General features: G+C 68.2%; 15 protein-coding genes and 7 pseudogenes. 15 read left to right on the top strand and 7 right to left on the bottom strand.

Translation table 11 applies throughout. From position 1 onward, the window contains the following. The 8 genes and pseudogenes from ACODNG_RS04270 (at position 1) to ACODNG_RS04235 (ending at position 6967) form a co-directional block, all read left to right on the top strand. Positions 1–464: pseudogene (locus ACODNG_RS04270) on the top strand (NuoI/complex I 23 kDa subunit family protein). Positions 465–507: 43 nt separating this feature from the next. Further along, positions 508–776: pseudogene (locus ACODNG_RS04265) on the top strand (NADH-quinone oxidoreductase subunit J). Continuing rightward, positions 773–1120, top strand: coding sequence for a hypothetical protein (locus ACODNG_RS04260; protein ID WP_434522561.1), 348 nt, complete (start codon positions 773–775; stop codon positions 1118–1120). Before ACODNG_RS04265 ends, ACODNG_RS04260 begins: the two are co-directional and overlap by 4 nt. Further along, the gene (gene nuoK / locus ACODNG_RS04255) at positions 1117–1437 is read left to right on the top strand and encodes an NADH-quinone oxidoreductase subunit NuoK (protein ID WP_210113244.1); all 321 of its coding nucleotides are present in this window, start codon (positions 1117–1119) and stop codon (positions 1435–1437) included. The genes ACODNG_RS04260 and nuoK overlap by 4 nt, the downstream gene beginning before the upstream one ends. 1 nt (position 1438) lies before the next feature. Then, positions 1439–3485 (top strand): annotated as a pseudogene (gene nuoL / locus ACODNG_RS04250) (NADH-quinone oxidoreductase subunit L). Then, positions 3485–5018: pseudogene (locus ACODNG_RS04245) on the top strand (complex I subunit 4 family protein). Before nuoL ends, ACODNG_RS04245 begins: the two co-directional pseudogenes overlap by 1 nt. After that, on the top strand, positions 5011–6513 hold the full coding sequence (locus tag ACODNG_RS04240) for an NADH-quinone oxidoreductase subunit N (protein ID WP_434522560.1): 1503 nt from the start codon (positions 5011–5013) through the stop codon (positions 6511–6513). Before ACODNG_RS04245 ends, ACODNG_RS04240 begins: the two are co-directional and overlap by 8 nt. A 136-nt stretch (positions 6514–6649) precedes the next feature. Then, on the top strand, positions 6650–6967 hold the full coding sequence (locus tag ACODNG_RS04235; protein ID WP_434522559.1) for a hypothetical protein: 318 nt from the start codon (positions 6650–6652) through the stop codon (positions 6965–6967). 12 nt (positions 6968–6979) lie between these two features. Here ACODNG_RS04235 and ACODNG_RS04230 read toward each other — a convergent pair whose 3' ends face one another. Genes ACODNG_RS04230 through ACODNG_RS04220 form a run of 3 tightly spaced genes read right to left on the bottom strand, consistent with a single transcriptional unit; the run spans position 6980 to position 9430 of the window. Then, positions 6980–7210 carry an H/ACA ribonucleoprotein complex subunit GAR1 gene (locus tag ACODNG_RS04230; protein WP_434522558.1) on the bottom strand — a complete coding sequence of 77 codons (231 nt, stop codon included), beginning with the start codon at positions 7208–7210 and terminating at the stop codon, positions 6980–6982. A gap of 2 nt (positions 7211–7212) precedes the next feature. Next, entirely contained in the window at positions 7213–7491 is a 279-nt protein-coding gene (srp19, locus tag ACODNG_RS04225; RefSeq protein ID WP_434522557.1) for a signal recognition particle subunit SRP19, read from the bottom strand. A 58-nt stretch (positions 7492–7549) separates the two neighbouring features. Continuing rightward, entirely contained in the window at positions 7550–9430 is a 1881-nt protein-coding gene (locus ACODNG_RS04220) for an ATP-binding protein (protein ID WP_434522556.1), read from the bottom strand. Between the two features lie 222 nt (positions 9431–9652). Between ACODNG_RS04220 and alaS the strand changes: the two genes are divergently transcribed. From alaS to citZ, 5 genes are all read left to right on the top strand, one after another. Then, positions 9653–12433, top strand: a complete 2781-nt coding sequence (gene alaS / locus ACODNG_RS04215) for an alanine--tRNA ligase (protein WP_434522555.1) — start codon at positions 9653–9655, stop codon at positions 12431–12433. A gap of 21 nt (positions 12434–12454) precedes the next feature. Next, positions 12455–13258 carry an alpha/beta fold hydrolase gene (locus ACODNG_RS04210; RefSeq protein WP_434522554.1) on the top strand — a complete coding sequence of 268 codons (804 nt, stop codon included), beginning with the start codon at positions 12455–12457 and terminating at the stop codon, positions 13256–13258. 96 nt (positions 13259–13354) lie between these two features. After that, a complete protein-coding gene (locus tag ACODNG_RS04205; protein WP_434522553.1) occupies positions 13355–14071 on the top strand; it encodes a type 1 glutamine amidotransferase in 717 nt (238 codons plus the stop codon). A gap of 125 nt (positions 14072–14196) precedes the next feature. Beyond that, positions 14197–16086 (top strand): PINc/VapC family ATPase, encoded by a 1890-nt coding sequence (locus ACODNG_RS04200; protein WP_434522552.1) that lies wholly within the window; start codon positions 14197–14199, stop codon positions 16084–16086. Positions 16087–16231: 145 nt separating this feature from the next. Further along, complete coding sequence (gene citZ, locus ACODNG_RS04195) at positions 16232–17380, top strand: citrate synthase (protein WP_434522551.1); 1149 nt, start codon at positions 16232–16234, stop codon at positions 17378–17380. Positions 17381–17440: 60 nt separating this feature from the next. Here the strand turns inward: citZ and ACODNG_RS04190 are convergent, their stop codons facing one another. The 4 genes and pseudogenes from ACODNG_RS04190 to ACODNG_RS04175 all read right to left on the bottom strand — a co-directional run bounded on the left by ACODNG_RS04190 (position 17441) and on the right by ACODNG_RS04175 (position 22705). Beyond that, entirely contained in the window at positions 17441–18649 is a 1209-nt protein-coding gene (locus tag ACODNG_RS04190) for an acyl-CoA dehydrogenase family protein (RefSeq protein WP_434522550.1), read from the bottom strand. A 66-nt stretch (positions 18650–18715) separates the two neighbouring features. Continuing rightward, positions 18716–19952: pseudogene (locus tag ACODNG_RS04185) on the bottom strand (digeranylgeranylglycerophospholipid reductase). A gap of 128 nt (positions 19953–20080) precedes the next feature. Further along, a pseudogene (locus ACODNG_RS04180) lies at positions 20081–20945 on the bottom strand (2-oxoacid:ferredoxin oxidoreductase subunit beta). Positions 20946–20948: 3 nt separating this feature from the next. After that, a pseudogene (locus tag ACODNG_RS04175) lies at positions 20949–22705 on the bottom strand (2-oxoacid:acceptor oxidoreductase subunit alpha). A 368-nt stretch (positions 22706–23073) separates the two neighbouring features. Here ACODNG_RS04175 and ACODNG_RS04170 point away from each other — a divergent pair. Further along, complete coding sequence (locus tag ACODNG_RS04170) at positions 23074–23718, top strand: ferredoxin--NADP reductase (protein WP_434522549.1); 645 nt, start codon at positions 23074–23076, stop codon at positions 23716–23718. 105 nt (positions 23719–23823) lie between these two features. After that, entirely contained in the window at positions 23824–24849 is a 1026-nt protein-coding gene (locus ACODNG_RS04165) for an aldo/keto reductase (protein ID WP_434522548.1), read from the top strand. Positions 24850–24905 lie beyond the last annotated feature (56 nt).

Genomic DNA, 24905 nt, shown 5'->3' with positions numbered 1-24905 from the left:
ATGATCGGACTCATGAAATCCATGGCGACGACGATGAAGCACGCGCTGGACGGGAAGACGTTCACCGTGGAGTACCCGGAGGACGCGCCCGAGGTGAGTCCCCGGTTCCGCGGGGTCCACAAGTTCAGCCAGGAGCGGTGTATCTGGTGTCGGCAGTGCGAGAACGTCTGTCCGAACGACACGATCCAGATCGTTCAGGACGACCAGCGCAACGGCGAGCAGTACAACCTCCACATCGGGCAGTCGGCATCTACTGTCGGCTCTGCGAGGAGGTCTGCCCCGTCGACGCCATCCTGTTGACGCAGAACTTCGAGTTCACGGCGGACACGAAAGACGACTTCGTGTTCAACAAAGAACAGCTCAAGAACGTCCCGTGGTACAAGGGGATCGACCCGCTGGAGTCCCGCAATCCCGATCGCGGCGCGTGGATCGGGGAGGGCGACGGCGAGGTCGACTACCAGTAGCGTCTCGAAATCTTCAAAGGGGTTCTCATAGGAGACAAACACAATGGTTGAAGTCACCATCGCGTTCGGGCTGTTCGCCGCGGTTACGCTGGCGTTCGCCCTCGGGGTCGTCCTGGCGCGCGACGTGTTCCACGCCGCGCTGCTTCTGGGCGGAGCCCTCACGAGCGTCGCGGTGCGACTACGTGATGCTGCGGGCGGAGTTTATCGCCGCCATGCGAGATCCTCGTCTACGTGGGCGGGGTCCTCATCTTAGTCACGTTCGCCGTGATGCTCACGCGATCGGATTCCGAAACGGAGGTGAGTCGCGCGTGAGCAACGACGAGAGCCGCGGGTCGCGGATCGTGCCCGCAATCGCCGTCGGCGCCCTGTTCGCCGTGCTGGCCGCGACGGTCAACGCGGCGACGTTCGGTTTCGAGGAGGTCGGGTTCCCGGCCGACGCTTCTGTCGTCCATAACATCGGGTACGCCCTGTTCAATCTCGGCGGGTACGACATCGCGACGATCCCCGCAGAGGGGTTCCTCGCCGCCTTCCTGATCGCCGCGGTCGCGCTCGACGTCGCGGTCGACGGAGCCGTCTACCTCGCGAAGCGCGAGGAGGACGACTCCATCGTCTCCGCGCTCGGGCAGGCGTTCACCGACGGAGGTGACCGCCGGTGACCGCCATCGCCTCGTCGATCCCGCCGTCGTGGTACCTGCTGTTGGCGTCGGCCGTGTTCTGTATCGGACTGTTCGGCGTCCTGACGCGACGGAATGCGCTGTACTTCCTCATGAGCGTCGAGCTCATGATGAACGCAGCCAACATCAACTTCGTCGCGTTCGCGCTGTACTACGGCGACCTCACGGGGCAGGTGTTCGCGCTGTTCGTCATCGCGCTCGCCGCCGCCGAGGTCGCCATCGGTATCGGCATCATACTCGTGTTATACCGTAACTTCGGCACGACAGACGTGACCGTTCCCGCGGAGATGAGGTGGTAAGATGGTGGACGCATTCGCATACGTTCCGGCGATCGTGCTCCTCCCGTTCTTCTCGTTCCTGGTCGCGCTCGGCGCGGGCAGGTACCTCCCGAAGGGCGGCGCCTTCGGCGGCATCGCGGCGACGGCGGGATCGTTCCTGCTGTCGATCTGGGTCGCGGCGACCGTCGCGAGCGGCCGCGCGTACAACGAGACGCTGTACCACTGGGCGAGCGAGGGCGGTGCGGGGATCGGGCCGACGGAGATCGAACTCACGTTCGGCGTCCTGATCGACCCGCTGTCGGCGCTCATGCTCGTCATCGTGACGCTCGTCGCGCTGCTCGTGCACGTGTTCTCGCTCGGGTACATGAACGACGAGGGCGAGACGGGGCTGCCACGGTACTACGCCGGACTCGGTCTGTTCACGGCGTCGATGCTCGGCTTCGTCGTCGCCGACAACCTGCTGATGGCGTTCATGTTCTTCGAGCTGGTCGGGCTCTGCTCGTACCTGCTCATCGGCTTCCACTTCCGGGAGCCGGGTCCGCCGTCGGCCGCGAAGAAGGCGTTCCTCGTCACCCGCTTCGGTGACTACTTCTTCCTCGTCGGCGTCGTCGCGGTGTTCGCAACCTTCGGCACGGCGCAGTTCGCCGGTCCGGAGTCGTTCCCGGCGCTCGCGGACGCGGCGCTCAACGGCTCCGGGTCGGTCGCATGGACGCCCGGCGGTCTCGAACTACAGACGTGGCTGACCGTCGTCGGCCTGCTCGTCTTGGGCGGCGTCGTCGGCAAGTCCGCGCAGTTCCCGCTTCACACGTGGCTCCCCGACGCGATGGAGGGTCCGACGCCGGTCTCCGCGCTCATCCACGCCGCGACGATGGTCGCGGCCGGCGTCTACCTCGTCGCGCGGATGTACGGCTTCTACGTGCTGACGCCGACGACGATGGCGGTCATCGCCTTCGTCGGCGGCTTCACGGCGCTGTTCGCGGCGACGATGGGGCTGGTGAAAGACGAGCTGAAGCAGGTGCTCGCGTACTCCACCATCTCGCAGTACGGCTACATGATGCTCGCGCTCGGCGCGGGCGGCTACGTGGCCGCGGTCTTCCACCTCACCACCCACGCGTTCTTCAAGGCGCTGCTGTTCCTCGGCGCCGGTGCGGTCATCATCGCGATCGCACCACAACGAGGATATGTGGGACATGGGCGGGCTGAAATCGAAGATGCCGGTCACCTACTACACCTTCCTCGCCGGGTCGCTGGCGCTCGCGGGCATCTTCCCGTTCGCCGGCTTCTGGTCGAAAGACGAGATCCTCTACGAGGCGCTCGTCCACGGACTCAACGACCCGCTGCTGCTCGGCGGCTACCTGATGGGGCTGCTCGCGGTGCCCGTCACCGCCTTCTACACCTTCCGGATGGTGTTCCTGACCTTCCACGGTGAGCCGCGGAGCGACACCGCGCGCGACCCCGAACCCGTTCGCTGGAACGTGAAGGGACCGCTGACGGTGCTCGGGTCGCTCGCGGTCGTCACCGGTCTCATCAACATGGTGCCGGTCCAGAAGGTCCTCGGACTGGAGGGGATCGACCTGCTCCACCGCTGGCTCGACAACGAGTGGGGCGGCATCGAGGGGCTTTCCTCGCACCACTACGCCGACCTGAGTCCGTACAGTAGCGGCACCCTCGTCGGCGGTGAGGTCGGAACCGTCCTCGTCGGCGCGGCCGTCTCGCTCGGCCTCGCGCTGCTCGGACTCGGACTCGCCTGGCGGCTCTACAACGTGGCGTCGCCGACGGAACACACCGCCAAGCTCGGCGGGGTCAAAGACGTGCTGTACAACAACTACTACCTCGACGAACTACAGGTCTGGCTCGCGTATCGAACGGAAGACGTCGCGGGCGGCGCGAACGTCTTCGATCAGGGAATCATCGACGGCGTCGTGAACGGCGTCTCCTCGGTGAGCCTGACCGGCGGCGACCGGGTCCGGAAGCTCCAGTCCGGCGTCGTCTCGCAGTACGCCGCGCTGCTCACCTTCGGACTCGTCGCGCTGTTGCTCGTGCTCGGCGCGACCGGGGGGTGGTTCTGATGCTACTCGAAGCGCTCATGGCGGCCGCCTTCGTCGGCGCGCTGACGGTGTTCCTCGCACCCGACGAGTGGGCGGGGCGACTGGCGTTCGCGATCAGCCTGATCCCGTTCGTCGGGAGCCTCTACCTCTGGTCCGGCTTCGAGGCCGGCGGCAACGCGCTGCTCGGCGGCGAGATCGCGTACGCGACGCAGATCGAGTGGCTCGAAGTCGGGGGTCGCAGCGTCTCGTGGTTCGTCGGACTCGACGGGATCAGCCTCCCGTTGTTCGTGCTCACGACGTTCCTCGTACCGCTGGCGATCCTCAGCGCGTGGACGCCCGTGGACACGCGGCAGAGTCAGTTTTACGGCCTAATGCTGTTCATGGAGGCGAACCTGCTCGGCGTGTTCGCCGCGCTCGACTTCTTCCTGTGGTTCGTCTTCTGGGAGGCGGTGCTGGTCCCGATGTACTTCCTCATCGGGATCTGGGGCGGCCCGCGCCGCAAGTACGCCGCGATCAAGTTCTTCGTGTACACGAACGCGGCGTCGCTGCTGATGTTCCTCGGCTTCATGAGCCTCGTGTTCGCGCTCGGCGACTCGGTGTCGTCGTTCGCGCTGCCCGAGATCGCGCAGGCGATCGCCGCGGGCGACCTTGGCAAGTGGTTCGGCATCCCGCCGGACCGGATCGCGATGGTGGCGTTCCTCGCGATGTTCCTCGGGTTCGCGGTGAAGGTCCCGATCGTGCCGTTCCACACGTGGCTTCCGGACGCTCACGTTCAGGCACCGACGCCCGCGTCGGTGCTTCTGGCGGGCGTCCTCCTGAAGATGGGGACGTACGCGCTGCTCCGGTTCAACTTCACGATGCTTCCCGAGCAGGCGTCGATGCTCGCGGTTCCGATCGCGGCGATCGCGGTCATCAGCGTCATCTACGGCGCGATGCTGGCGCTGGCCCAGAAGGACCTCAAGCGCATCGTCGCCTACTCCTCCGTCTCGTCGATGGGCTACGTCATCCTCGGACTCATCGTCTTCACCGAGTACGGGGTCGGCGGCGCGACGTTCCAGATGGTCGCGCACGGTCTCATCTCGGGGCTGATGTTCATGGCGGTCGGCGTCATCTACAACACGACTCACACCCGGATGGTCGGCGACATGGCCGGGATGGCCGACCGGATGCCGGTCACCGTCGGCATCCTCGTCGCCGGCGCCTTCGGCTACATGGGGCTGCCGCTGATGGCCGGCTTCGCGGGCGAGTTCTTCATCTTCGTCGGCTCGCTGTCCGCTCCGGCGCTCCCGTACGCGCCGGTGTTCACGGCGCTCGCCATGTTCGGTATCGTCATCGTCGCCGGCTACCTGTTGTCGGCGATGCGAGAGTACGCTGTTCGGGCCGTTCGAGCTCGAAACCGACTACGAGGTCGGGCCCGCGGCGTTCCACGACGTCGCCCCGCTCGCGGTGCTTCTGGTGGCGATCATCGTGCTCGGCGTCGCGCCCGACATCTTCTTCGAGATGATCCGTGACGCTGCCGTACCCGTCGTCGAGGGGGTGACGATCGATGGTTAACGGTCTCCCCGGCGTGACGGCACTGTTGCCGGTGCTGCTCTTGGCCGTCACCGGACTCGCGCTACTGCTCGTCGACACGATCCGGCCGGACGCGCGGTCGAACACGTCGATGGCGATCGTCGGCGCGATCGGTTCGCTCGCCGCGCTCGCGGCCACCGTCTGGCTCACCGCGAGCGGCGGGGTCAGCCCGGACGGCGGCGCGGTCTACCTGTTCGCGGACGCGATCAAGGTTGACACATTGGCGTTGTTCTTCACCGCCATCTTCGCGTCGGTGACCGCGCTGGTGCTGGTCGCCGGACACGACTACTTCCACGACCACGCCAACCCGGCGGCGTTCTACTCGCTCGTAACGTTCGCCGCGACCGGGATGGCGCTGCTCGCGGTCGCGAACTCGCTCGCGGTCGTGTTCGTCGCCCTGGAAATGGTGTCGCTGCCGTCGTACGTGCTCGTCGCGTACCTCAAGCACAACCGCGGGAGCGTTGAGGCGGGGCTGAAGTACTTCCTCGTCGGCGCGCTCTCGTCTGCCATCTTCCTGTTCGGCATCTCGCTCGTGTACGCGGCCACCGGGTCGCTCATCCTCGCCGACATCGCGTCGGCGTCCATCGAGGGTCTCACGGGTGTCCTCGGCGTCGGCGTCGTGATGATGATCGGCGGCGTCGCGTTCAAGACCGCCTCCGTCCCGTTCCACTTCTGGGCGCCGGAGGCGTACGAGGGCGCGCCCGCACCGGTGAGCGCGTTCCTCTCGTCGGCCTCGAAGGCCGCCGGATTCGTCGTCGCGTTCCGCGTGTTCACCGAGGCGTTCCCGCTTGAGATGGCGGTCTCGGCGAACATCGACTGGATGCTCGCGTTCGCGATCCTCGCGGCCGTCACGATGACGGTCGGCAACTTCGCGGCCGCGGTCCAAGAGGAGGTCAAGCGGATGCTCGCGTACTCCTCCATCGGGCACGCCGGGTACGCGCTCATCGGCGTCGCCGCGCTCACCGTCGACGGACCCGCGAACGGCACGGTCATGGGCGCCGCGATGGCGCACCTGCTCGTCTACGGGTTCATGAACACCGGCGCGTTCCTCTTCGTCGCGATGGCGGAGCGGTGGGGCGTCGGCCGCACCTTCGAGGACTACGCGGGGCTCTGGCGGCGCGCGCCGGTCGCCTCCGTCGCGATGGCTGTGTTCATGTTCTCGCTGGCCGGGCTGCCGCCGTTCGCCGGGTTCTTCTCGAAGTACTTCCTGTTCCAGGCGGCCATCGACAACGGCTTCCTGTGGCTCGCCGGACTCGGCGCGATAAACAGCGTCGTGTCGCTGTACTACTACAGCCGGGTCGTGAAGGCGCTGTTCCTCGACGACCCCGAGTCGCCGAGCGCGCTCGACGCGATCGACGTGCGGCCGACGGCGCTGTACGCCGCAGTCGTCTTCGCGGCGGTCGCGACGGTGCTACTCCTTCCCGGCTTCGGTCCCGTCATCGAGACGGCCGAGGCGGCGGCGTCCGCGCTGTTCTGACCGGCGCTTCCGTCGGTCGACCTTCGTTTCTGTTCTGCCGTTGTTTACGGCGCCCGCGCCGAGTTCGACGATTTTGATCGGCGAGTCGAACGCCGGCGACCACAGATACTCCTTCCTTCGGTCCCTCAGTAGTTTCGTGTCTCGGACTCACACCTACCGGTGTCTGAACTGTCTCGACGAGGTCCTCACGCGGTCGTTCGACGTGTCGCACCTGTCGCGGACCTGCCCGAACTGCGACTCCTTCGAGCGGTTCGCCAACGAGACCGTGATCGACCGGTTCGAGTCGTTGGAGGCGTCGCCGCCGGCGGAACTCGACTGGGAGCGGCTACAACGCCGGGAGAAGCTGCTCGTCGCGGAACGGCTCGCGCGTACGGAGAAGACGCTCGCGGACTTCGACTTGGGCGGAAACGAGAGCGAGGACGTGGGCGACGGCGTCAGCGCGACCGAGGCGTAGCGCCGCCCCGACTCACCGAGCGTACAGTTTCCCGCCGACGAGGTCGGGGAGTCCGACGCGGTCGTCGGGCGTGACGGCCACGTAGGGGCGGCCGACCGGGCCGAACACGTCGACGACGCGGCCGACCGTCGAGAGCGACTCGTCGACGACGCTCGCGCCGATCCGCGGCGGGTCTTCGCCGGGGTCGCCGCGGGCGATCGCCAGCCCCCCGGCGGTCCGGACGACGGTGCCGACGCGCCGCACGGTTACTTCCGGAGAACGCCGAGATACGCGGCGATCGCCTGAACGAGGTCGTTTTTCGCGGTGTCCTCGGTACCCTTGACCGCCACGGAGCCGCGGGCGTCGAACTCGCGCGGATAGGTGGCGTCGCGCTCGACGACGGCGTCGTAGCCGACCTGCTGGACGGCCTTCGCGATCTCGTCGACGGTCGGCGCTTCGACCGCCAGATCCATCGGGACGCGGCGTCCCTCCGAGCGCGACAGCTCGGCGTCGAAGTAGGCGGGGTAGACGACGTTCTCGACCATATCGGAGAGCCGAGCGCGCGGCGTAAGGTCGTTTCGGACCGGCGCGGCCCGGATTCACTCAGGCCGTCCGGAACTCGAAGCGGGCCCCGCCGTCCTCGGCGGCGCGCGCGGCGACCGTCCACCCGTGCGCCTCGGCGATGCGCTTGCTGATCGCGAGCCCGAGTCCCGTCCCCGACTCGTCGGTCGTGAACCCGCTCTCGAACACCCGATCGATGTCGTCCTCCGGGAGACCGTGGCCGTCGTCTTCGACGTAGAATCCGTCTACGGCGGTATCGTCGTCCTCACGGCGAGTTGTAACCCCCACCCGGACCGAGAGCGGGTCGTCCGGGGAGCTGCGGCCGTGTTCGGCGCTGTTCCGGAAGACGTTCTCGAACAGCTCGCGCAGTCGCGTGCGGTTCGCCTCCAGGGTCGCGTCCGACTCGACGCTCAGGGTCGCGCCGTCGGTGTCGACGCTCTCCCACGCCTCGCGCGCGATATCGGACAGCGAGACCGACTCCGTCTCTCCCACCGACCGCCCCTGCCTGGCCAGCGACAGGAGGTCCGCGACGAGTTCGTCCATCCGGGAAATCGCGTCCGCGGCCCTGTCGAGGTGGTCCATGTCGCCGGTCTCGCGGGCGAGATCGACGTACCCCTCCGCGACCGACAGCGGGTTTCGGAGGTCGTGTGAGACGATGGACGCGAACTCGTCGAGCCGTTCGTTCTGCCGTCTGAGCGTCTCCTCGCGCTCGCGTCGGTCGGTGACGTCGGTGTAGATGGCGTAACCGGCCGCGTTCGCCGCGTCGAGGTGGATCGGGATGACGTGGAGGATGAAGTGGCGCGGCCCGTCCGCGGTGGTCCGCGTCACCTCTCGGCGGACGTTCTCGCCGCGCTGTAACCGTTCGTTGAGGTCGTCGGCCTCCGATTCGGCGTCGGGCGGAACGATGTACTCGTCGATGGACTCGCCGAGCACCGTGTCCGCGTCGTATCCGAACGTGTCTTCGAACGCGTCGTTCACCTGCCGGACGACCGGGTTGCCGTCGGCGTAGTCGTAGGCGATGGCGGGGTCCGGGACGTTCGTGAACAGCGCGAGGAGCCTGTCGCGTTCGGCCCGGAGCGTCTCGTTGACGGCGATCCGGTCGAGCGTCTCCTCGAGGTGGGAGCCGAGCAACTCCGCCAGCCGGCGGTCGGCGTCGTCGAACTCGTCCGTCCCGTCGACTGCGGCGGCGAGCTGAAAGACGACGTCGTCGCCGACCGGGACGGTGAGCAGTGGGTCGAACCGGCTCTCGGGGTTCGGATTCGGCGCGATCGACGTGTCGCCGGTCCGAATGGCTCGTCCGATCACTCCGCTGTCGACGCGGACCCGGTTACAGTCCTCGACCGGCGTCCCGCTGGAAGCGACCACCGGCTCGACCCATTTTCCGTCGCGGACGGCCACCACGCACTGGTACTCCGGGAACACCTGCTCGGCCACCGCGATGGCGGCCCGGTACGCCTCGTCGACCGACCTGACGGCGGCCAGTTCCGTCATTCCGGCGTTGAGCTGTTCGATCCGCGAGGGCGTCCGCGTCGGCTCCGACCGGGTGACGGACCGCCGATCGCGTGTGAGCAGCCACGACACGGTCTCCGAGAGCGCCTCGGGCGTTCCGGCGACGGCGTCCACGACCGAGTCGGTTGCGATCTCGCCCGTCGGATCGTCGACGTACGCGACCACGGAACCGGTGCGGTCGGCGGATCGGACGCGTTCCAGCCCCGCCTCGTCGACGACGACGGCCACGTCGACGTCGGCGATCCGCTCTTCGGTGACTGCGTCGGGCGTAACGGCGTGCGCCTCGACTGTGAACGTTCCGTCGCCGTCGGAGCCGTTCCCGTCGGACTCGACACGTGACCCGATATCTCCGGTGAGTTCGGGGTCGTCGCCGAGCACGAGAACCGACGCGTACTCGCCCAACGCAGAAGTCACGATGGTAAATGGTAGCTCGCGCCGAGAGTATAAGTCTTCTTACCGGTCACGGGACTCGGTCGTCCCGTTCCCACCGGTCGGTCTCTCCCCCGTTGCGGCCGGGGTCGCGTTCCCGTCGTGGACGTGTTCGCGTTCTCGCCGTGGCCGGGGTCGCGTTCCCGCGACGACCGGCGACGAGCGACCCCGGAACCCTTTTGGAGCAACACGGGCCACGTTCGTGTAATGAGCGATCTCGAAGCGGAGTACCGTCTCGACTACTTCGAGGAGGAAGGGTTCGAGCGGAAGGAGTGTTCCTCCTGTGGCGCGCACTTCTGGACCCGCGACGCCGACCGCGAACTGTGCGGTGAGCCGCCGTGTGCGGACTACAGCTTCATCGACAATCCGGGCTTTCCGGAGGCCCACTCGCTGTCGGAAATGCGCGAGGCGTTCCTCTCCTTCTTCGAAGACCACGGCCACGAGCGGATCGACCCGTACCCGGTCGCCGCGAACCGCTGGCGCGACGACGTCCTCCTGACGCAGGCGTCCATCTACGACTTCCAGCCGCTCGTCACCTCCGGGCAGACGCCGCCGCCGGCGAACCCGCTGACGGTCTCCCAGCCCTGTATTCGGATGCAGGACATCGACAATGTCGGCAAGACGGGCCGCCACACGATGGCGTTCGAGATGATGGCCCACCACGCGTTCAACACGCGCGAGGAGGTCGACGAAGACGAGTACGCCTACCACGGCGAGGTGTACTGGAAAGACGAGACGGTCCAGTACTGCGACGAACTGTTCGAGAGCCTCGGGGCAGATTTGGAGGAGATAACCTACATTGAGGACCCGTGGGTCGGCGGCGGAAACGCCGGTCCCGCCATCGAGGTCATCTACAAGGGCGCCGAGCTGGCGACGCTCGTCTTCATGTGCATGGAGCGGGACCCCGACGGCGACTACGAGATGAAAGACGGGCACACGTACTCGTTCATGGACACGTACATCGTCGACACCGGGTACGGGTTAGAGCGGTGGACGTGGATGAGCCAGGGGACCGCGACGGTGTACGAGGCGATCTACCCCGACGCGATCGACTTCCTGAAGGAGAACGCGGGGATCGAACACACGGAGGCGGAACGCGAGATCGTCCACCGCGCCGCGAAGCTCTCCGGCCGACTCGACATCGACGACGTCGACGACGTGGAGGCCGCGCGCGGCGAGATAGCCGACCGGCTCGACGTCGATGTCGACCGGCTCCGAGAGCTGGTGGAGCCGCTCGAATCGATCTACGCGATCGCCGACCACTCGCGGACGCTCGCGTACATGTTCGGCGACGAGATCGTCCCCTCGAACGTCGGGACGGGCTACCTCGCCCGGATGGTGTTGCGCCGGATGAAACGGCTCGTCGACGAGGTGGGCGTCGACGCGCCCCTCGACGAGCTGGTCGACATCCAGGCCGAGCGGCTCGGCTACGAGAACCGCGACACGGTCCGCGAGATCGTCCGCAGTGAGGAGCGGAAGTACGAGGAGACGCTGGAGCGCGGCGCCCGGAAGGTCGAGCAGCTCGCCGACGAGTACGCCGGCACCGGCGAGCCGATCCCGACCGCGGAGCTGCTCGAGCTGTACGACTCCCACGGGATCCAGCCCGACATGGTCGCCGACATCGCCGACGAGCGTGGCGCGACCGTCGACGTGCCCGACGACTTCTACGCGCTCGTCGCCGACAGACACGAGGAGGGCGACGCCGCGGCGGCGGGCGACGAGCGCGACGAGCGGCTCGCCGACCTCCCCGAGACCGAGAAGCTGTTCTACGACGACCAGGGACGCACGGAGTTCGAGGCGGTCGTGCTCGACGTGCTGGACGCCGAGGAGGGGTACGACGTCGTCTTGGACCAGACGATGTTCTACCCCGAGGGCGGCGGACAGCCGGCCGACAGGGGGCAGCTCACGGTGGGCGAGACGACCGTCGATGTCACTGACGTCCAGGAGCGCGACGGCGTCGTGCTCCACCGCACCGACGCGGACCCCGGGAAAGGCGAGTTCGTCAAGGGGCAGGTCGACGGTGACCGACGCGAGCGACTCCGGACGCACCACACCGCGACCCACCTCATCGGCCACGCCGCGCGCGAGGTGCTCGGCGACCACGTCCGGCAGGCGGGCGCACAGAAGAGGACCGACTCCGCCCGGCTCGACGTACGCCACTTCGAGCGTATCACCCGGGAGGACGTCAAGGCGATCGAGCGCGTCGCCAACGAGCTGGTCCGCGACGACGTCCCCGTGCGCCAGGAGTGGCCCGACCGCAACGAGGCGGAGGCGGAACACGGCTTCGACCTGTACCAGGGCGGCGTCCCGCCGGGAACGAACGTCCGGCTGATCCACGTCGGCGACGCCGACGTGCAGGCCTGTGCGGGCACCCACGTCGACCGGACCGGCGAGATCGGCGCCGTGAAGGTGCTGAAGACGGAGCCTGTCCAAGACGGCGTCGAGCGGATCGCCTTCGCGGCGGGCGCCGCGGCGGTCGAGGCGACCCATCGCACGGAGGACGCGCTGTACGACGCCGCTGACGTGCTCGATGTCGACCCGCTCGACGTGCCCGACACCGCCGAGCGCTTCTTCGAGGAATGGAAGGCGCGAGGGAAGGAGATCGAGTCGCTCAAAGAGGAGCTGGCGGCCGCGCGCGCCTCCGGCGGCGCCGACGTCGAGGAGGTCGAGGTCGACGGGACGACCGCGGTGATCCAGCGGCTCGACGGCGACGCCGACGAGCTGCGCGCGACCGCCAACGCCCACGTCGACGACGGGAAGGTCGCGGTGATTGGCAGCGGCGCCGACGGCTCTGCCAGCTTCGTCGTGGGCGTTCCCGACGGCGTCGACGTGAACGCCGGGCAGGTCGTCTCGGAGCTCGCCGGTCGCGTCGGCGGCGGCGGCGGCGGCCCGCCGGACTTCGCGCAGGGCGGCGGTCCGGACGCAGACGCGCTCGACGACGCGCTCGATTCGGCGCCGGATGTCCTTCGCAGCCTCCAGGAGGCCTAGTCCCTTCCCCGCGAGTCCACCATGCCACGCGCGACCAACGCCGGCGTCGAGATCCGGTACGAGGTGGACGCTCCCGACGCCGGCGACCCCGACGAGGCGGTCGTCTTCTGCGGCGACGTGGGGCTGGGCGCGTGGCAGTTCGGCTGGCAACACGCCGCGCTGGCGGGCCCCCACACGGTGATCACGCCGGAGACCCGCGGCGTCGGCCGGTCGGACGCGCCGCCGGGTCCCTACCGGGTCGAGTCGCTCGCGGCCGACGTCGAGGCGGTCTGTGCGGCCGAGGGGGTCCGGAACGCCCACCTCGTCGGCTACGGACTCGGCGGCATGGTCGCCCTGACGGCCGCGACGACCTCCTCGCGGCCGGCGAGCCTCGCGCTGATCGGGACCCCGCCCGCGGGCGACGCGTACAACTCCGACGGCGTCTGGGCCGACCCGAACGACCCGGCCGGGGTGGAGGGGTCGTTGAACGGGCTGCTCTCGGTCGACTTCCGCGAGGCGCACCCGGACGCGCTCTCGCGGATCGCGGAGTGGCGCGTCGCGGAGGACGCCGACCGCGAGGCGTACGAGGCGCACCGCGCCGCGGTCGAGGGGTTCGATCTGGCCGACGCGCTCTTCGAGGTCACGACGCCCGCGCTCGTCGTCCACGGAACCGACGACACGGTCTGTCCGATCACGGCCGGCGAGACGCTCGCGGAGGGGCTTCCTCGCGGCGAGATCACGACCGTCGACGGCGCTCGACACCTCGTCGGCGTCGAGGCGTCGGCCGCGGTCAACGACCTGCTCGTCGGCTGGCTCGCGGAACGCGCGAGCGGGACGTTCGAGTAGGCCCGGCTCTCCGCCGGACGAACGTCGCGTCCGCGTCGTCGGCCGGCTCCTCCGGCGCCGCAACCGTTTTGTGACTATCGTGTCTCCGTTCGGTCGATGACTCGCCTTCGGTTCGCCCTGTTGAACGCCGCCCACGACGGCGCGAACACCCGTCGGAACTTCCGCCGAGAGATCGACGCCGACCTCGTCGAGTTCGACGCCGTCGGGGGAGATCTCCCCGACCACACCGAGTTCGACGGCGTCGTGGTGACGGGGTCGCGCTCCTCGGTCTACTGGGACGAGGCGTGGATCCCGCCGCTCGTCGACTACGTTGCCGAGGCCGCCGAGGCCGGCGTCCCGGTGCTCGGCGTCTGTTACGGCCATCAGGTGCTCGCGGAGGCGCTCGGCGGCCGCGTCGCCGGGATGGACGGCTTCGAGATCGGCTACAACGAGATTCGCCGGCTGCGCGACGACCCGCTGTTCGACGGGATCGACGAGTCGTTCACCGCCTTCACGACCCACGGCGACGCGGTGGTCGAACTCCCGCCGTCCGCGACGCTGCTCGCCGAGAACGACCGCGGCGTCCACGCGTTCCGCGACGGCCACTGCTGGGGCGTCCAGTTCCACCCCGAGTACGACGTCGAGACCGCCCGCGAGGTGACCGACGGCAAGCGCGACCAGATCGGCGACGCCCGCGTCGATACGGTCCTCAACTCGATCACGCCCGACGCCTACGACGCCGCCTGCGAGGCGAAGGCGCTGTTCGAGAACTTTACCGCCTACGCCGAGCGCCTCGCCGCCGCCGAGGCGGAGGCGGCCGCGGCGGACGACTGAGCGGGTCCTGTCGCCCTGACGACCGAGCGGAGCCCGTCTCCGCAGCCGACGCGGTGGCGGCCGCCCCGGACGACCGAGCGCCCCCGGTCGAACACCCTTATACCCCTCCCGGACCGATCTGCGGTATGAACGTAGTACCGGACACGAGCGCGGTCGTCGACGGCCGCGTGTCCGAACGCGTCGCGGACGGGACCTACGAGTCGGTCACCGTGTTCGTCCCCGAGGCGGTCGTGGGCGAACTGGAGTCGCAGGCGAACGACGGTCTCGAATCCGGCTGGGACGGCCTGAGCGAGCTCAAGCGGCTCGCCGACCACGCCGACGACGGGGCGATCGAACTGCGGTACGTCGGCGAGCGAGCGAGCGGCGACGCCCGCTCGAACGCCCACGAGGGCGACGTGGACGCGCTGATCCGCGACCTGGCCGCAGACCACGACGCGACGCTCCTGTCGAGCGACGTGGTCCAGGCCGAGGTCGCCCGCGCGAAGGGACTCGACGTCGAGTACGTCGAACCCGTCGCCCGCGGCGTCGTCGACGACCTCCCGATCCGCGACTTCTTTACCGACGAGACGATGTCGGTCCACCTCAAGACCGACACCGTCCCAAAGGCGAAACGCGGGACGCTCGGCGAGATGCGGTACGTCGAGATCGACGAGGAGCCGACCGACGAGGCGCAGATGCGCGAGTGGGCCAACTCGATCGTCGACCTCGCCCGCCAGTCGAGTGAGGGCTTCATCGAGCTGTCGGACGACGGGATGGACATCGTCCAGTTCCGCGACTACCGGATCGCCGTGGCGCGACCTCCCTTCGCGGACGGGATCGAGATCACCGCGGTCAGACCGATAGCGAAGACGACCCTCGACGACTACGAGTTCGCCGACGAGCTGCGCGACCGGTTCACGGAGCGGAAGCGCGGCGTGCTCATCTCGGGGTCGCCCGGCGCCGGGAAGTCGACGTTCGCGCAGGCGGTCGCGGAGTTCTTGAACGACAGCGACTACGCGGTGAAGACGATGGAGAAGCCGCGGGACCTCCAGGTCGGCCCGGAGATCACCCAGTACGGCGCGCTCGGCGGCGAGATGGAGAACACCGCCGACTCGCTGCTCCTCGTCCGGCCCGACTACACCATCTACGACGAGGTGCGGAAGACGAACGACTTCGAGGTGTTCTCGGACATGCGGATGGCCGGGGTCGGCATGGTCGGCGTCGTCCACGCCTCCCGCGCCATCGATGCGCTCCAGCGGCTCGTCGGCCGCGTCGAGCTCGGGATGATCCCCCAGATTGTCGACACCGTCGTCTACATCGAGGCCGGCGAGGTCCACACGGTGTATGACGTGACCACCGAGGTGAAGGTGCCCGCCGGACTCACCGCCGAGGACCTCGCACGCCCGGTCATTCAGGTGTCGAACTTCGAGACCGGCCGGCCGGAGTACGAGATCTACACGTTCAACCGGCAGGTCGTCACGGTCCCGCTCGACGAGGACGGCGGCGAGGCGGAAACCGAGAGCGGCGTCGGCCGCATCGCCAAAAAGGAGATCGAACGCGAGATCAAGTCGGTCGCGCACGGCCGCGTCGACGTGGAACTCAACGGCGACGACGAGGCGGTCGTCTACGTCACCGAGGGCGACATCGGGACGGTGATCGGGAAGGGCGGCGGCCGCATCGCCGACATCGAGAACCGCCTCGGGATCGACATCGACGTGCGCACCCACGACGAGAAGCCCGGCGGGTCGGGATCGGGTCCGTCGGGCGGCGCCGCCGAGAACGGCCGCGGCGACGGACAGGTCGGCGCTGAGCGCGGGACGGCGGTCGCGCCGGAGATCACCTCGCGGCACGTCGTCATCGACGTCGACGACGGGGTCGGCGAGACGGTCGAGGTGCGCGCCGACGGCGAGTACCTCTTCACCGCCACCGTCGGCCGCGGCGGCGAGGTCCAGGTTTCCCGCGGCTCCGCCATCGCCGAGGAGTTGGAGGACGCGATCGACCGAAACCGGACGGTGACGGTCGTTCCGGCCCGCTGAGGCGACGCGACTCCGGGACGCGCCCGCCCGCAGACGTTTCCGAACCCTGTCACGTCGTCGTTCGACGCGGCGGCGTACCACGATCGACGTATCGTATTCCTCCTGAAAGATAACGCTTTTTTGCCGTTGGTCGGAACGACGTGGTATGGCCGATGAGTTAAAACGCGGGCTTGAAGGCGTCCTCGTCGCGGAGTCGGATCTGAGCTACGTCGACGGCGAGGTCGGGAAGCTCGTGTATCGCGGGTACGACATCGAGGACCTCGCGCGCGGCGCGAGCTACGAGGAGGTGCTGTATCTGCTGTGGCACGGCTCTCTTCCCACCGAAGCCGAGCTCGACGCGTTCGCCGCCGACCTCGCGGCGGAGCGCGAGGTGGACGACGACGTCGTCGAGACGGTCCACGCGCTCGCCGACGCCGGCGAGCGACCGATGGCCGCGCTCCGGACCGCGACGTCGATGCTGTCCGCGTACGACCCGGACGACGACGAGAGCGGCGACGACGGCGAGAGCGCCCTCCGTCAGGGCCGCCGGATCACGGCGAAGATCCCGACGATCCTCGCTGCGTTCGAGCGCGTTCGGCAGGGCGAGGAGCCGGTCGCGCCCGATCCGGACCTCTCGCACGCCGGGAACTTCCTCTACATGCTCACCGGGACCGAGCCGGACGCCGTGAGCGAGGAGACGTTCGACATGGCGCTCACGCTGCACGCCGACCACGGACTCAACGCCTCCACGTTCACCGCGATGGTGATCGGGTCGACGATGGCGGACGTCTACTCCGGCGTCACCGGCGGTATCGGTGCGCTCTCCGGGCCGCTCCACGGCGGCGCTAACCAGGACGTCATGGAGGTGCTTCACGAGGTGGACGCCTCCTCGAAGGACCCGGTCCAGTGGGTAAAAGACGCCCGCGACGAGGGGCGGCGCATCCCCGGGTTCGGCCACCGCGTCTACAAGGTGAAAGATCCGCGCGCGAAGATCCTCGAAGAGAAGCTCCGCGACCTCTCGGAGTCGTCCGGCGACACCAAGTGGCTCGACTACACCACCGCCATCGAGAAGTACCTCACGGATCAGGGGCTCATCGAGAAGGGGATCGCCCCGAACGTCGACTTCTACTCCGGCTCCGTCTACGACTCGCTCGGCATCCCCGTCGACATGTACACGCCCATCTTCGCGATGAGCCGCGTCGGCGGCTGGATCGCCCACGTCGCGGAGTACCAAGAGGACAACCGCCTCATCCGCCCGCGCGCCCGGTACACCGGTCCCGAGGACGCCGAGTTCGTCCCCCTCGACGAGCGATAGGCTCCGCGTTCGACCCGCTTCGCCTCCCTTCGATTCTCGCCCCGCCGTCGGCCGCCCTCCCTACTCGAACGCCGCGATACCGGTCAGATCCTCGCCGAGCACCAGCGTGTGGATGTCGTGGGTCCCCTCGTAGGTGTAGACGGTCTCGAAGTTCGCCATGTGTCGCATCGGCGAGTAGTCGGTCGTGATCCCGTTGCCGCCGAGCATCTCGCGGGCGATCCGCGACTGGTCGCGCGCCATCCGGACGTTGTTCCGCTTCGCCATCGAGACGTGTTGCGGGGTGAGTTCGCCGCGCTCTTTCAGCTCCGCGAGCCGGTGGGCGAGCAGCTGGCTCGTCGTGATCTGGGTGGCCATCTCCGCGAGCTTCTCCTGTTGGAGCTGGAACCCCGCGATCGGGCCGCCGAACTGGTCGCGGTCAAGCGCGTATTCGCGGGCCTGCTCGAAGCAGTCGCGCGCCGCGCCCACCGCGCCCCACGCGATCCCGTAGCGCGCCTGCGTGAGACACGACAGCGGTCCCTTCATTCCGCTCACGCCCGGCAGGACGTTCTCCTCGGGGACGTAGACGTTCCGGAGGCTTATCTCACCGGTGATCGACGCCCGCAACGAGAGCTTGTCGTCGATCTCGTTCGTGGTGACGCCGTCGCGGTCGGTCTCGACGAGGAACCCGCGGACCGGCGTCCCCTCGGCCGAAGCGTCGCGCGCCCAGACGACCGCCACGTCCGCGATGGGAGCGTTCGTGATCCACGTCTTCGAGCCGTTGAGCACGTAGCCGTCGCCGTCGCGCTCTGCGGCCGTGCCGCTCCGGTCCGAGTCGGTCCCCGACTCGCGGTCCGCCCGCGTCTCCATCGCCGAGGGGTCGGAGCCGTGTTCGGGTTCCGTCAGCCCGAAACAGCCGACCGCCTCGCCGGTCCCGAGCGTGGGGAGCCACCGCTCCTTCTGTTCGTCGCTCCCGTACGCGTGGATGGGGTACATCACGAGCGCCCCCTGGACGCTGGCCATCGACCGAATCCCGGAGTCGCCCGCCTCCAGCTCCTGCATCAACAGCCCGTAGGCGGTCTCGGAGACGTTCGGCAGCCCGTAGCCGTCGAGGTTCGAGCCGTAGAAGCCCAGTTCGCCCATCTCGGGGATCAGGTCCGTCGGAAACGTTCCCTCCTGAAAGTGGTCGCCGATCTCCGGGCGGACCTGTTCGTCGACGAATCGGCGGGCGGTGTCGCAGATTAGCCGTGCCTCCTCGTCGAGGTCGTCCTCCAGTCCGACGTAATCGAGCATGATCGTTCGTGCGCGTCGAATCGGCAAAAGCGGTTCGCCCGACGTCGCCGTTCTCTCCCGGCCGCCTCAGACGTCGAACCGCTCGCGAGCGAACTTCGCCAGAAGCGGGAGATCGGAGAGGTGGAGCAGCTTCGCCATCGACGCCTTCTTGCCGCGGTTCGCCTCCTCCAGCGTGTTCTCGTCCGCCTGACGGAGGTCGCGCATGAACCGGTCGTACCGCTCGTTGGGCGCGAGGTACAGCAGCCGCGTGAGCATCAGCCGCGCCTTCATCCGCGGGGCCACGTCGCGGTGCCAGAGCCGCTCGTAGACCGCGAGGCTCTCCGCGTCGAGGCGGCGCTCCGAGTCGGTGAGACAGCGGTCGACGGTGGCCGCCGCGGCGCGGGCCGACTTCATCGCCTTGTGGATCCCCTCGCCCCACAGCGGGTCGATGGAGGGGACCGTGTCGCCGATCGCGAGGAAGCGGTCGGTGTGCGATCTGTCCCGGACGCTGGATGTGTGCGGAGCCGCGGTGGACCTTCCCGTCGATCTGTTCGGCGTCGGCGAATCGGGGGTCGCGGCTCACCCACTCGTCGAGATAGCCGTCGACCGTCTTGCCTGCCTCGGCGAACTCGCGGTGGCGGTCGTTCTGGATGTAACAGAGTCCCACCTTCGCGGTGTCCTCGCCGGTCGCGAAGATCCACGAGTAGCCGCCGGGCGCGATGTTGTGGTCCAGGCGGAGCATCATCGCGCGCCGGAGGTCCGCGTACTCGGGGTGGTTCATCTCGACGCCCTCCATCTCGTACTCGATCCCGATCGCCTGGTTCTCGCGTTCGAGGTCGACGACGTCGAGCGCGCTCGCGAGGGGCGCGGCCGGGCCGGTGGCGTCGATCACGACGTCGGCGTACACCTCATCGTCGCCGTTGTACCGGACGCCCTCGATGACGCCGTCGTCGTCGAGGATCGGCCGCGAAACCCGCGCGTCGAAGCGGTACTCCGCGCCGTTCTCACGGCCGTCGGCGACGAGGAACCGCTTGAACTCCGCGAACTCCAACACCGCCCCCGGCTGGTAGCTCTCGTAGTACTCGTTGGGCGACTCCAACACGACGTCGTCGGTGAACGACATCACGACGTCGTCGGGGATCCCGAAGGAGGACATCATCGACGGGAACGTGCCGGCGGTCGACTTGTTGCTCTGTCGCGGGAACTCGTCTTCCGACTCCGTCTCGAGGACGACGACGTCGTAGTCGCGCGTCGCCAGGTCGCGAGCGCACTGCGCGCCCGCCGGACCCGCGCCGGCGATCGCGACGTCGTAGCGGTCAACCATACACGGGAAATACGGACCCACCTAATTAGGCTTGCTGAAACCCGCCGCAAAATCCGCACGAACACCCTCGTTCGGCCGGTTTTGGCCGTCGCGAGAGGACGGAATCCGCCCGGGACCGTCCGGCGGTCTCAGTAGAACTCGCGGACGAGGTCGGTCGCGCTCTCGGGGGCGCCGTCCGGGAGAACGGACATGTCCTCGTCGACCCCGTGCTGTTCGTGGTACGGCACCGACGACTCGTCTTTGTAGATGACGCCCTGGTGTTCCTTCTCGTTGTCGAGGATCACGTCCTTCGCGTCCTCGCGGGAGGTGGGGTCGTGGTCCTCCTCCTTTAAGTCGACCAGCGAGTCGCGGAAGTAGTCGTACGTGTCGACGTCGTTGAAGGTGACGCACGGCGAGTAGACGTTCACGAAGCCGAAGCCGTCGTGTTCGATGGCTTCCTGGATGATCTCCTGGTGGCGGAGCGCGTCCGAGGAGAACGACTGCGCGATGAACGTCGCGCCCGACGCGAGCGCCAGCGCGTGCGGGTTGACCGGGGGCTGTTTCGGGCCTTCGGGGCTCGTCGAGGTCTCGAAGTCCTCGCGGGAGGTCGGCGAGGCCTGCCCCTTCGTCAGCCCGTAGATTCGGTTGTCCATCACGACGTACGTCATGTCGACGTTTCGCCGGACGGCGTGGACGAAGTGGCCCGCGCCGATGGAGTAGCCGTCGCCGTCGCCGCCGGCGACCATCACTTCGATGTCGGGCCGGGCCATCTTGACGCCGGTTCCGACGGGGAGCGCGCGCCCGTGAACGCCGTGGAGCGCGTAGCTGTCCGATGTACGTGCCGATCTTGCCGGAACAGCCGATGCCGGCGACGACGAAGGTGTTGTCGGGGTCGTTGCCCGTCTCCGCGAGACCCTTCATCATCCCGTTCATCGTGCCGAAGTCGCCGCATCCCGGGCACCAGGTCGGCTGCTTGTCGGACTTGAAGTCGGTGAATCGAATGTCTGAGCTCATTGGTTACGCCTCCACCCCCGCTTCGAGGGTCGATTTGATCTCCGCTGCGAGTTCGTCGGCCTTGAACCGCACGCCGTTGTACTTGTTCACGCGGTCGACTCGTTCGAGCACGTCGTGCTCGACGAGGTCTGCGAACTGTCCCTGCTCGTTACACTCGACGACGACCGTCGTCTCTGCCGCTTCGACGTCCGCCGAGAGGTCCGGCCGCGGGAAGATGTACGGGACCGAGAGCACACGCACGTCCTGTCCCTTGTCGTCGAGCATCTCGACCGCCTCGGCGAGCGCGCCCTCGTTCGACCCCCACGTGATCACGAGGGTGTCGGCGTCCGCGTCGCCGAACTCGCGGGGACTCCAGTCCTCGCGCTCGCGGGCCGTCTCGACCTTCCGGTTGCGCTTGTCGACCTGCTCGACGCGCATCTCCGTGTCCTCGGTCCGGCGGCCCTGCTCGTCGTGTTCGAGACCGGTAGACATGTGCGCGCCGTCGGCCGTGCCGGGGAACGCCCGGGGAGAGACCCCGTCGTCGGTGATCTCGTGGGGCTGGAAGCCGCCGGAGTCGCTCATGTGGTCGTCGATCGTCGTCTCGTCGACGACCTTGCCGCGGTCGATCTCGACCTCGTCCATATCGAACGTCTCGGGGGAGAACGTCTGCTCGGTGACCGCCATCGAGAGGTCGGCGGTGAGGTAGACGGGGAGCTGGTACTTCTCGGCGAGGTTGAACGCCTCGACGGTCTTCCAGAAGCACTCCGCGATGGTGGTCGGCGCGAGCACGAACCGGGGCACCTCGCCGTGGCCGCCGTACAGCATCTGGTTTAAGTCGCCCTGCTCCTGTTTCGTCGGCATCCCGGTCGACGGTCCGGAGCGCATCACGTTACAGATGACGAGCGGCGTCTCCGAGGTGGCGATGAGACCGAACGTCTCGGTCATCAGGTCGATCCCCGGCCCGGAGGTCGCCGTCATCGCGCGGGCGCCGCCGCGGGCCGCGCCCAGCGCCATGTTGATCGCGGACAGTTCGTCTTCCGCCTGAACGACGTGGCCGCCGTACCGCTCGATGCGGCCGGTGAGGTACGTCATCACGTCCGTTGCGGGCGTGATCGGGTAGCCGGCGTAGAAGCGGCAGCCGGCCGCGATGGCGCCCATCCCGATCGCCTCGTCGCCGTTGAGGAGGACGTAGTCCTCGTCGGTGGTCTCGAGGTCGTAGTCGAACTCGTGGTCGTACTCCTCGGCGACGTACGACCGGCCCGCGCGGGCGGCCTCCTTGTTGTTGTCGACCAGCTTCTGTCCCTTGTCCTTGAACCGCTTTTCGAGCGCCGAGTCGAGGTTCTCGATCGGGAACTCGGCCACCTCGCAGGCGGCGCCGAGCGCGACGACGTTCCGCATGATCGCCCCGCCCGCCTCCTCGGCCAGGCTCTTGAGCGGCACGTCGAGACCGATCATCCCTCGGGGATCTCGACGTCTTGCATCGTCGTCCGCTCGCCGTCGTAGATGATCACCGACCCCTCGTGGAGCTCGTCGAGGTTCTCCTCGATGGTCCGGGGCGTCAACGCGATGAGCACGTCGAGTCGGTCAACGACGCTCTGTACCTTGTCGACGGAGGTCCGCACCTTGTAGGCGGTGTACCCGCCTCGGATCCGCGATGCGAAGTCCTTCGACGTGAACACGTGTCGACCCGCGCGGGAAAGCGCCTGTGCGAAGATCTTCCCCGTCGAGTCGATGCCGTCGCCGGCCTCTCCGCCGACAGCCCAGTTGAAATCCGCGGCCATGTGCTATGGGCAAGGTTCCAGCGGACTCATCAAAAGGCTTCTGGAAGGAGACACCGAGGCGTTTCTGAACGAACGTGTTTGTATTCGCGAATATTGTCACTTTCGGCCGCCGTAGCTGCCCTAAATACGAATATAATTAGACATATGTCCACCAAATTCCTCACGATCGACCCCTCGCGTCGGACCGGTTTTCGACGTTCGTCGAATACGTTCGCCCGGAGATCGGCCCGGGAGGTGCGCGCCGGGGACCGGCACACAGGCGGGGCGCGGGTATCGGCCGTGACGGGCGCCCCGACCGAACCGGTTTCGACACGGGCAGGACCGACGCCGACGGGAAGGCGTTTGTGTCTCCCTCGCCGAACCGTGGTATGGACACGACAGCGACGGTCGAGTCGGTCGAGTCGGTCGGTCCCGACACGTACGCCCTTCGGTTCCGCGCGCCCGACGGGTTCGCGGCCGAACCCGGACAGTTCGTGAAGCTCGGCACCGAGATAGACGGCGAGTCGGTCATGCGGTTCTACACCCTCTCCTCGCCCCGCGTCGGCGAGACGTTCGAGGTCACGGTCGGCATCGACCCCGACGAGGGCGGCGACTTCTCGGCGTTCCTCGCCAACGCCGAGGCGGGCACCGAGATGACGCTCGCCGGTCCCTTCGGCGACCAGCACTACGACGGCGAGCCGCGCGCGGTCGTGATCGCTGGCGGTCCCGGGATCGGTCCCGCGGTCGCCATCGCGGAGCGCGCGCTCGACGAGGGCGCCGAGGCCGCGGTCGTCTACCGCGACGACGACGTCTCCCACGCCGACCGGATCGACGCCCTCCGCGAACGGGGCGCCGCGATCCGCCTCGTCGACGCGGACGACCCCCTGACCGACGCCGTCGCCGACGTCCTCACGGGCGCGGACGGAGAGACGGTCTTCGTCTACGGGTTCGCGGACCTCGTCGCCGACGCGGAGGTCGCGGTCGACGCGGCCGGCGGCGACGCGGACGCCGCGAAGGTCGAGAACTTCGGATAGTATCGGTAACTTCGGGTAATCGCGGTCGATGGGAGTACTGCTCCGCTGCCGGTCTCGCCCGCCGGTGCCGCCACGCTTTACGTACCGCGCCCGAGACGTGCCGGTATGGACTACCGACGACTCGGAGACACGGGACTCAGCGTCTCGGAGCTCTGCTTCGGGACGTGGCGCTTCGGCCGCGAGACGAACGGCGTCGTGGAGACGGGCCGCGAGGAGTCGCACGAGCTGCTCGACGCGGCCGCGGACCGCGGGATCAACTTCATCGACACGGCCAACGTGTACGGGACGCCGAACGGCAAAAGCGAGGAGTACATCGGCGAGTGGCTCGCGGACCGCGACCGCGAGGACTACGTGATCGCCTCGAAGGTGTACTTCCCGTTCGACGGGCGCGGCGAGCCGGGACCCAACGACTCCGGGCTGGGCCGCAAACACATCCGCGCACAGATCGAGGGCACCCTCGACCGCCTCGACACCGACTACCTCGACATTTACTACATCCACCGCTGGGACGAGGAGACACCGATCGAGGAGACGATGCGCGCGCTCGACGAGCTGGTCTCGGAGGGGAAAGTCCACCACCTCGGCGCGTCGACGATGGCGGCGTGGCAGCTGACGAAGGCGCAGTGGACCGCCGACGTCAACGACTACGCGGGCTTCGACGTGGTCCAGCCGCTCCACCACGCGGGCTACTACGAGGACGTGAGCGAGTACCTCGACGTCTGTATCGACCAGGACCTGGCGGTCTGTCCGTACTCCCCGCTCGCGGGCGGGTTCCTCACCGGGAAGTACGAGCGCGCCGACCCCGACGACCCGGAACAGGTGATCGCGCCCGACGGCTCGCGCGCGAGCTTCGACGACCGGTTCGAGCGCTTCTACCTCTCCGAGCGCGGCTGGAAGGTGCTCGACGCGGTGCGCGAAGTGGCCGACGAACTCGACGCGACGCCCGCGCAGGTCGCGCTCGCGTGGCTCACCGAGTGGGACGAGTTCACCTGCGTCCCCATCGTGGGCGCGCGGACGGTCGACCAGCTCGACGAGAACGTCGCCGCGGCCGACCTCGCCCTCTCCGACGACCAGTGGGACCGGATCATGGACGCGCGCTACGACCCGGACGGGAACCTCTGGGGCCACTGAGCCGCCGGGGACCGCGGTCCGTACCGGCCCCGCCGGTCGCTGCCTCTTGACGCCCG

The organism is Halorubrum sp. AS12 (assembly GCF_051122765.1).
GTDB lineage: Archaea > Halobacteriota > Halobacteria > Halobacteriales > Haloferacaceae > Halorubrum > Halorubrum trapanicum.
The sequence above is the reverse complement of the archived record's forward strand: the minus strand, read 5'-3'. Positions and strand labels throughout refer to the sequence as shown.

Bases quoted from the DNA above. Each gene is read 5' to 3' on its own strand.
- ACODNG_RS04240 (WP_434522560.1), top strand. From the start codon at position 5,011: ATGGTTAACGGTCTCCCCGGCGTGACGGCACTGTTGCCGGTGCTGCTC.
- srp19 (WP_434522557.1), bottom strand. From the start codon at position 7,491: ATGGTCGAGAACGTCGTCTACCCCGCCTACTTCGACGCCGAGCTGTCG.
- alaS (WP_434522555.1), top strand. From the start codon at position 9,653: ATGAGCGATCTCGAAGCGGAGTACCGTCTCGACTACTTCGAGGAGGAA.
- ACODNG_RS04210 (WP_434522554.1), top strand. From the start codon at position 12,455: ATGCCACGCGCGACCAACGCCGGCGTCGAGATCCGGTACGAGGTGGAC.
- ACODNG_RS04205 (WP_434522553.1), top strand. From the start codon at position 13,355: ATGACTCGCCTTCGGTTCGCCCTGTTGAACGCCGCCCACGACGGCGCG.
- ACODNG_RS04200 (WP_434522552.1), top strand. From the start codon at position 14,197: ATGAACGTAGTACCGGACACGAGCGCGGTCGTCGACGGCCGCGTGTCC.
- citZ (WP_434522551.1), top strand. From the start codon at position 16,232: ATGGCCGATGAGTTAAAACGCGGGCTTGAAGGCGTCCTCGTCGCGGAG.
- ACODNG_RS04190 (WP_434522550.1), bottom strand. From the start codon at position 18,649: ATGCTCGATTACGTCGGACTGGAGGACGACCTCGACGAGGAGGCACGG.
- ACODNG_RS04170 (WP_434522549.1), top strand. From the start codon at position 23,074: ATGGACACGACAGCGACGGTCGAGTCGGTCGAGTCGGTCGGTCCCGAC.
- ACODNG_RS04165 (WP_434522548.1), top strand. From the start codon at position 23,824: ATGGACTACCGACGACTCGGAGACACGGGACTCAGCGTCTCGGAGCTC.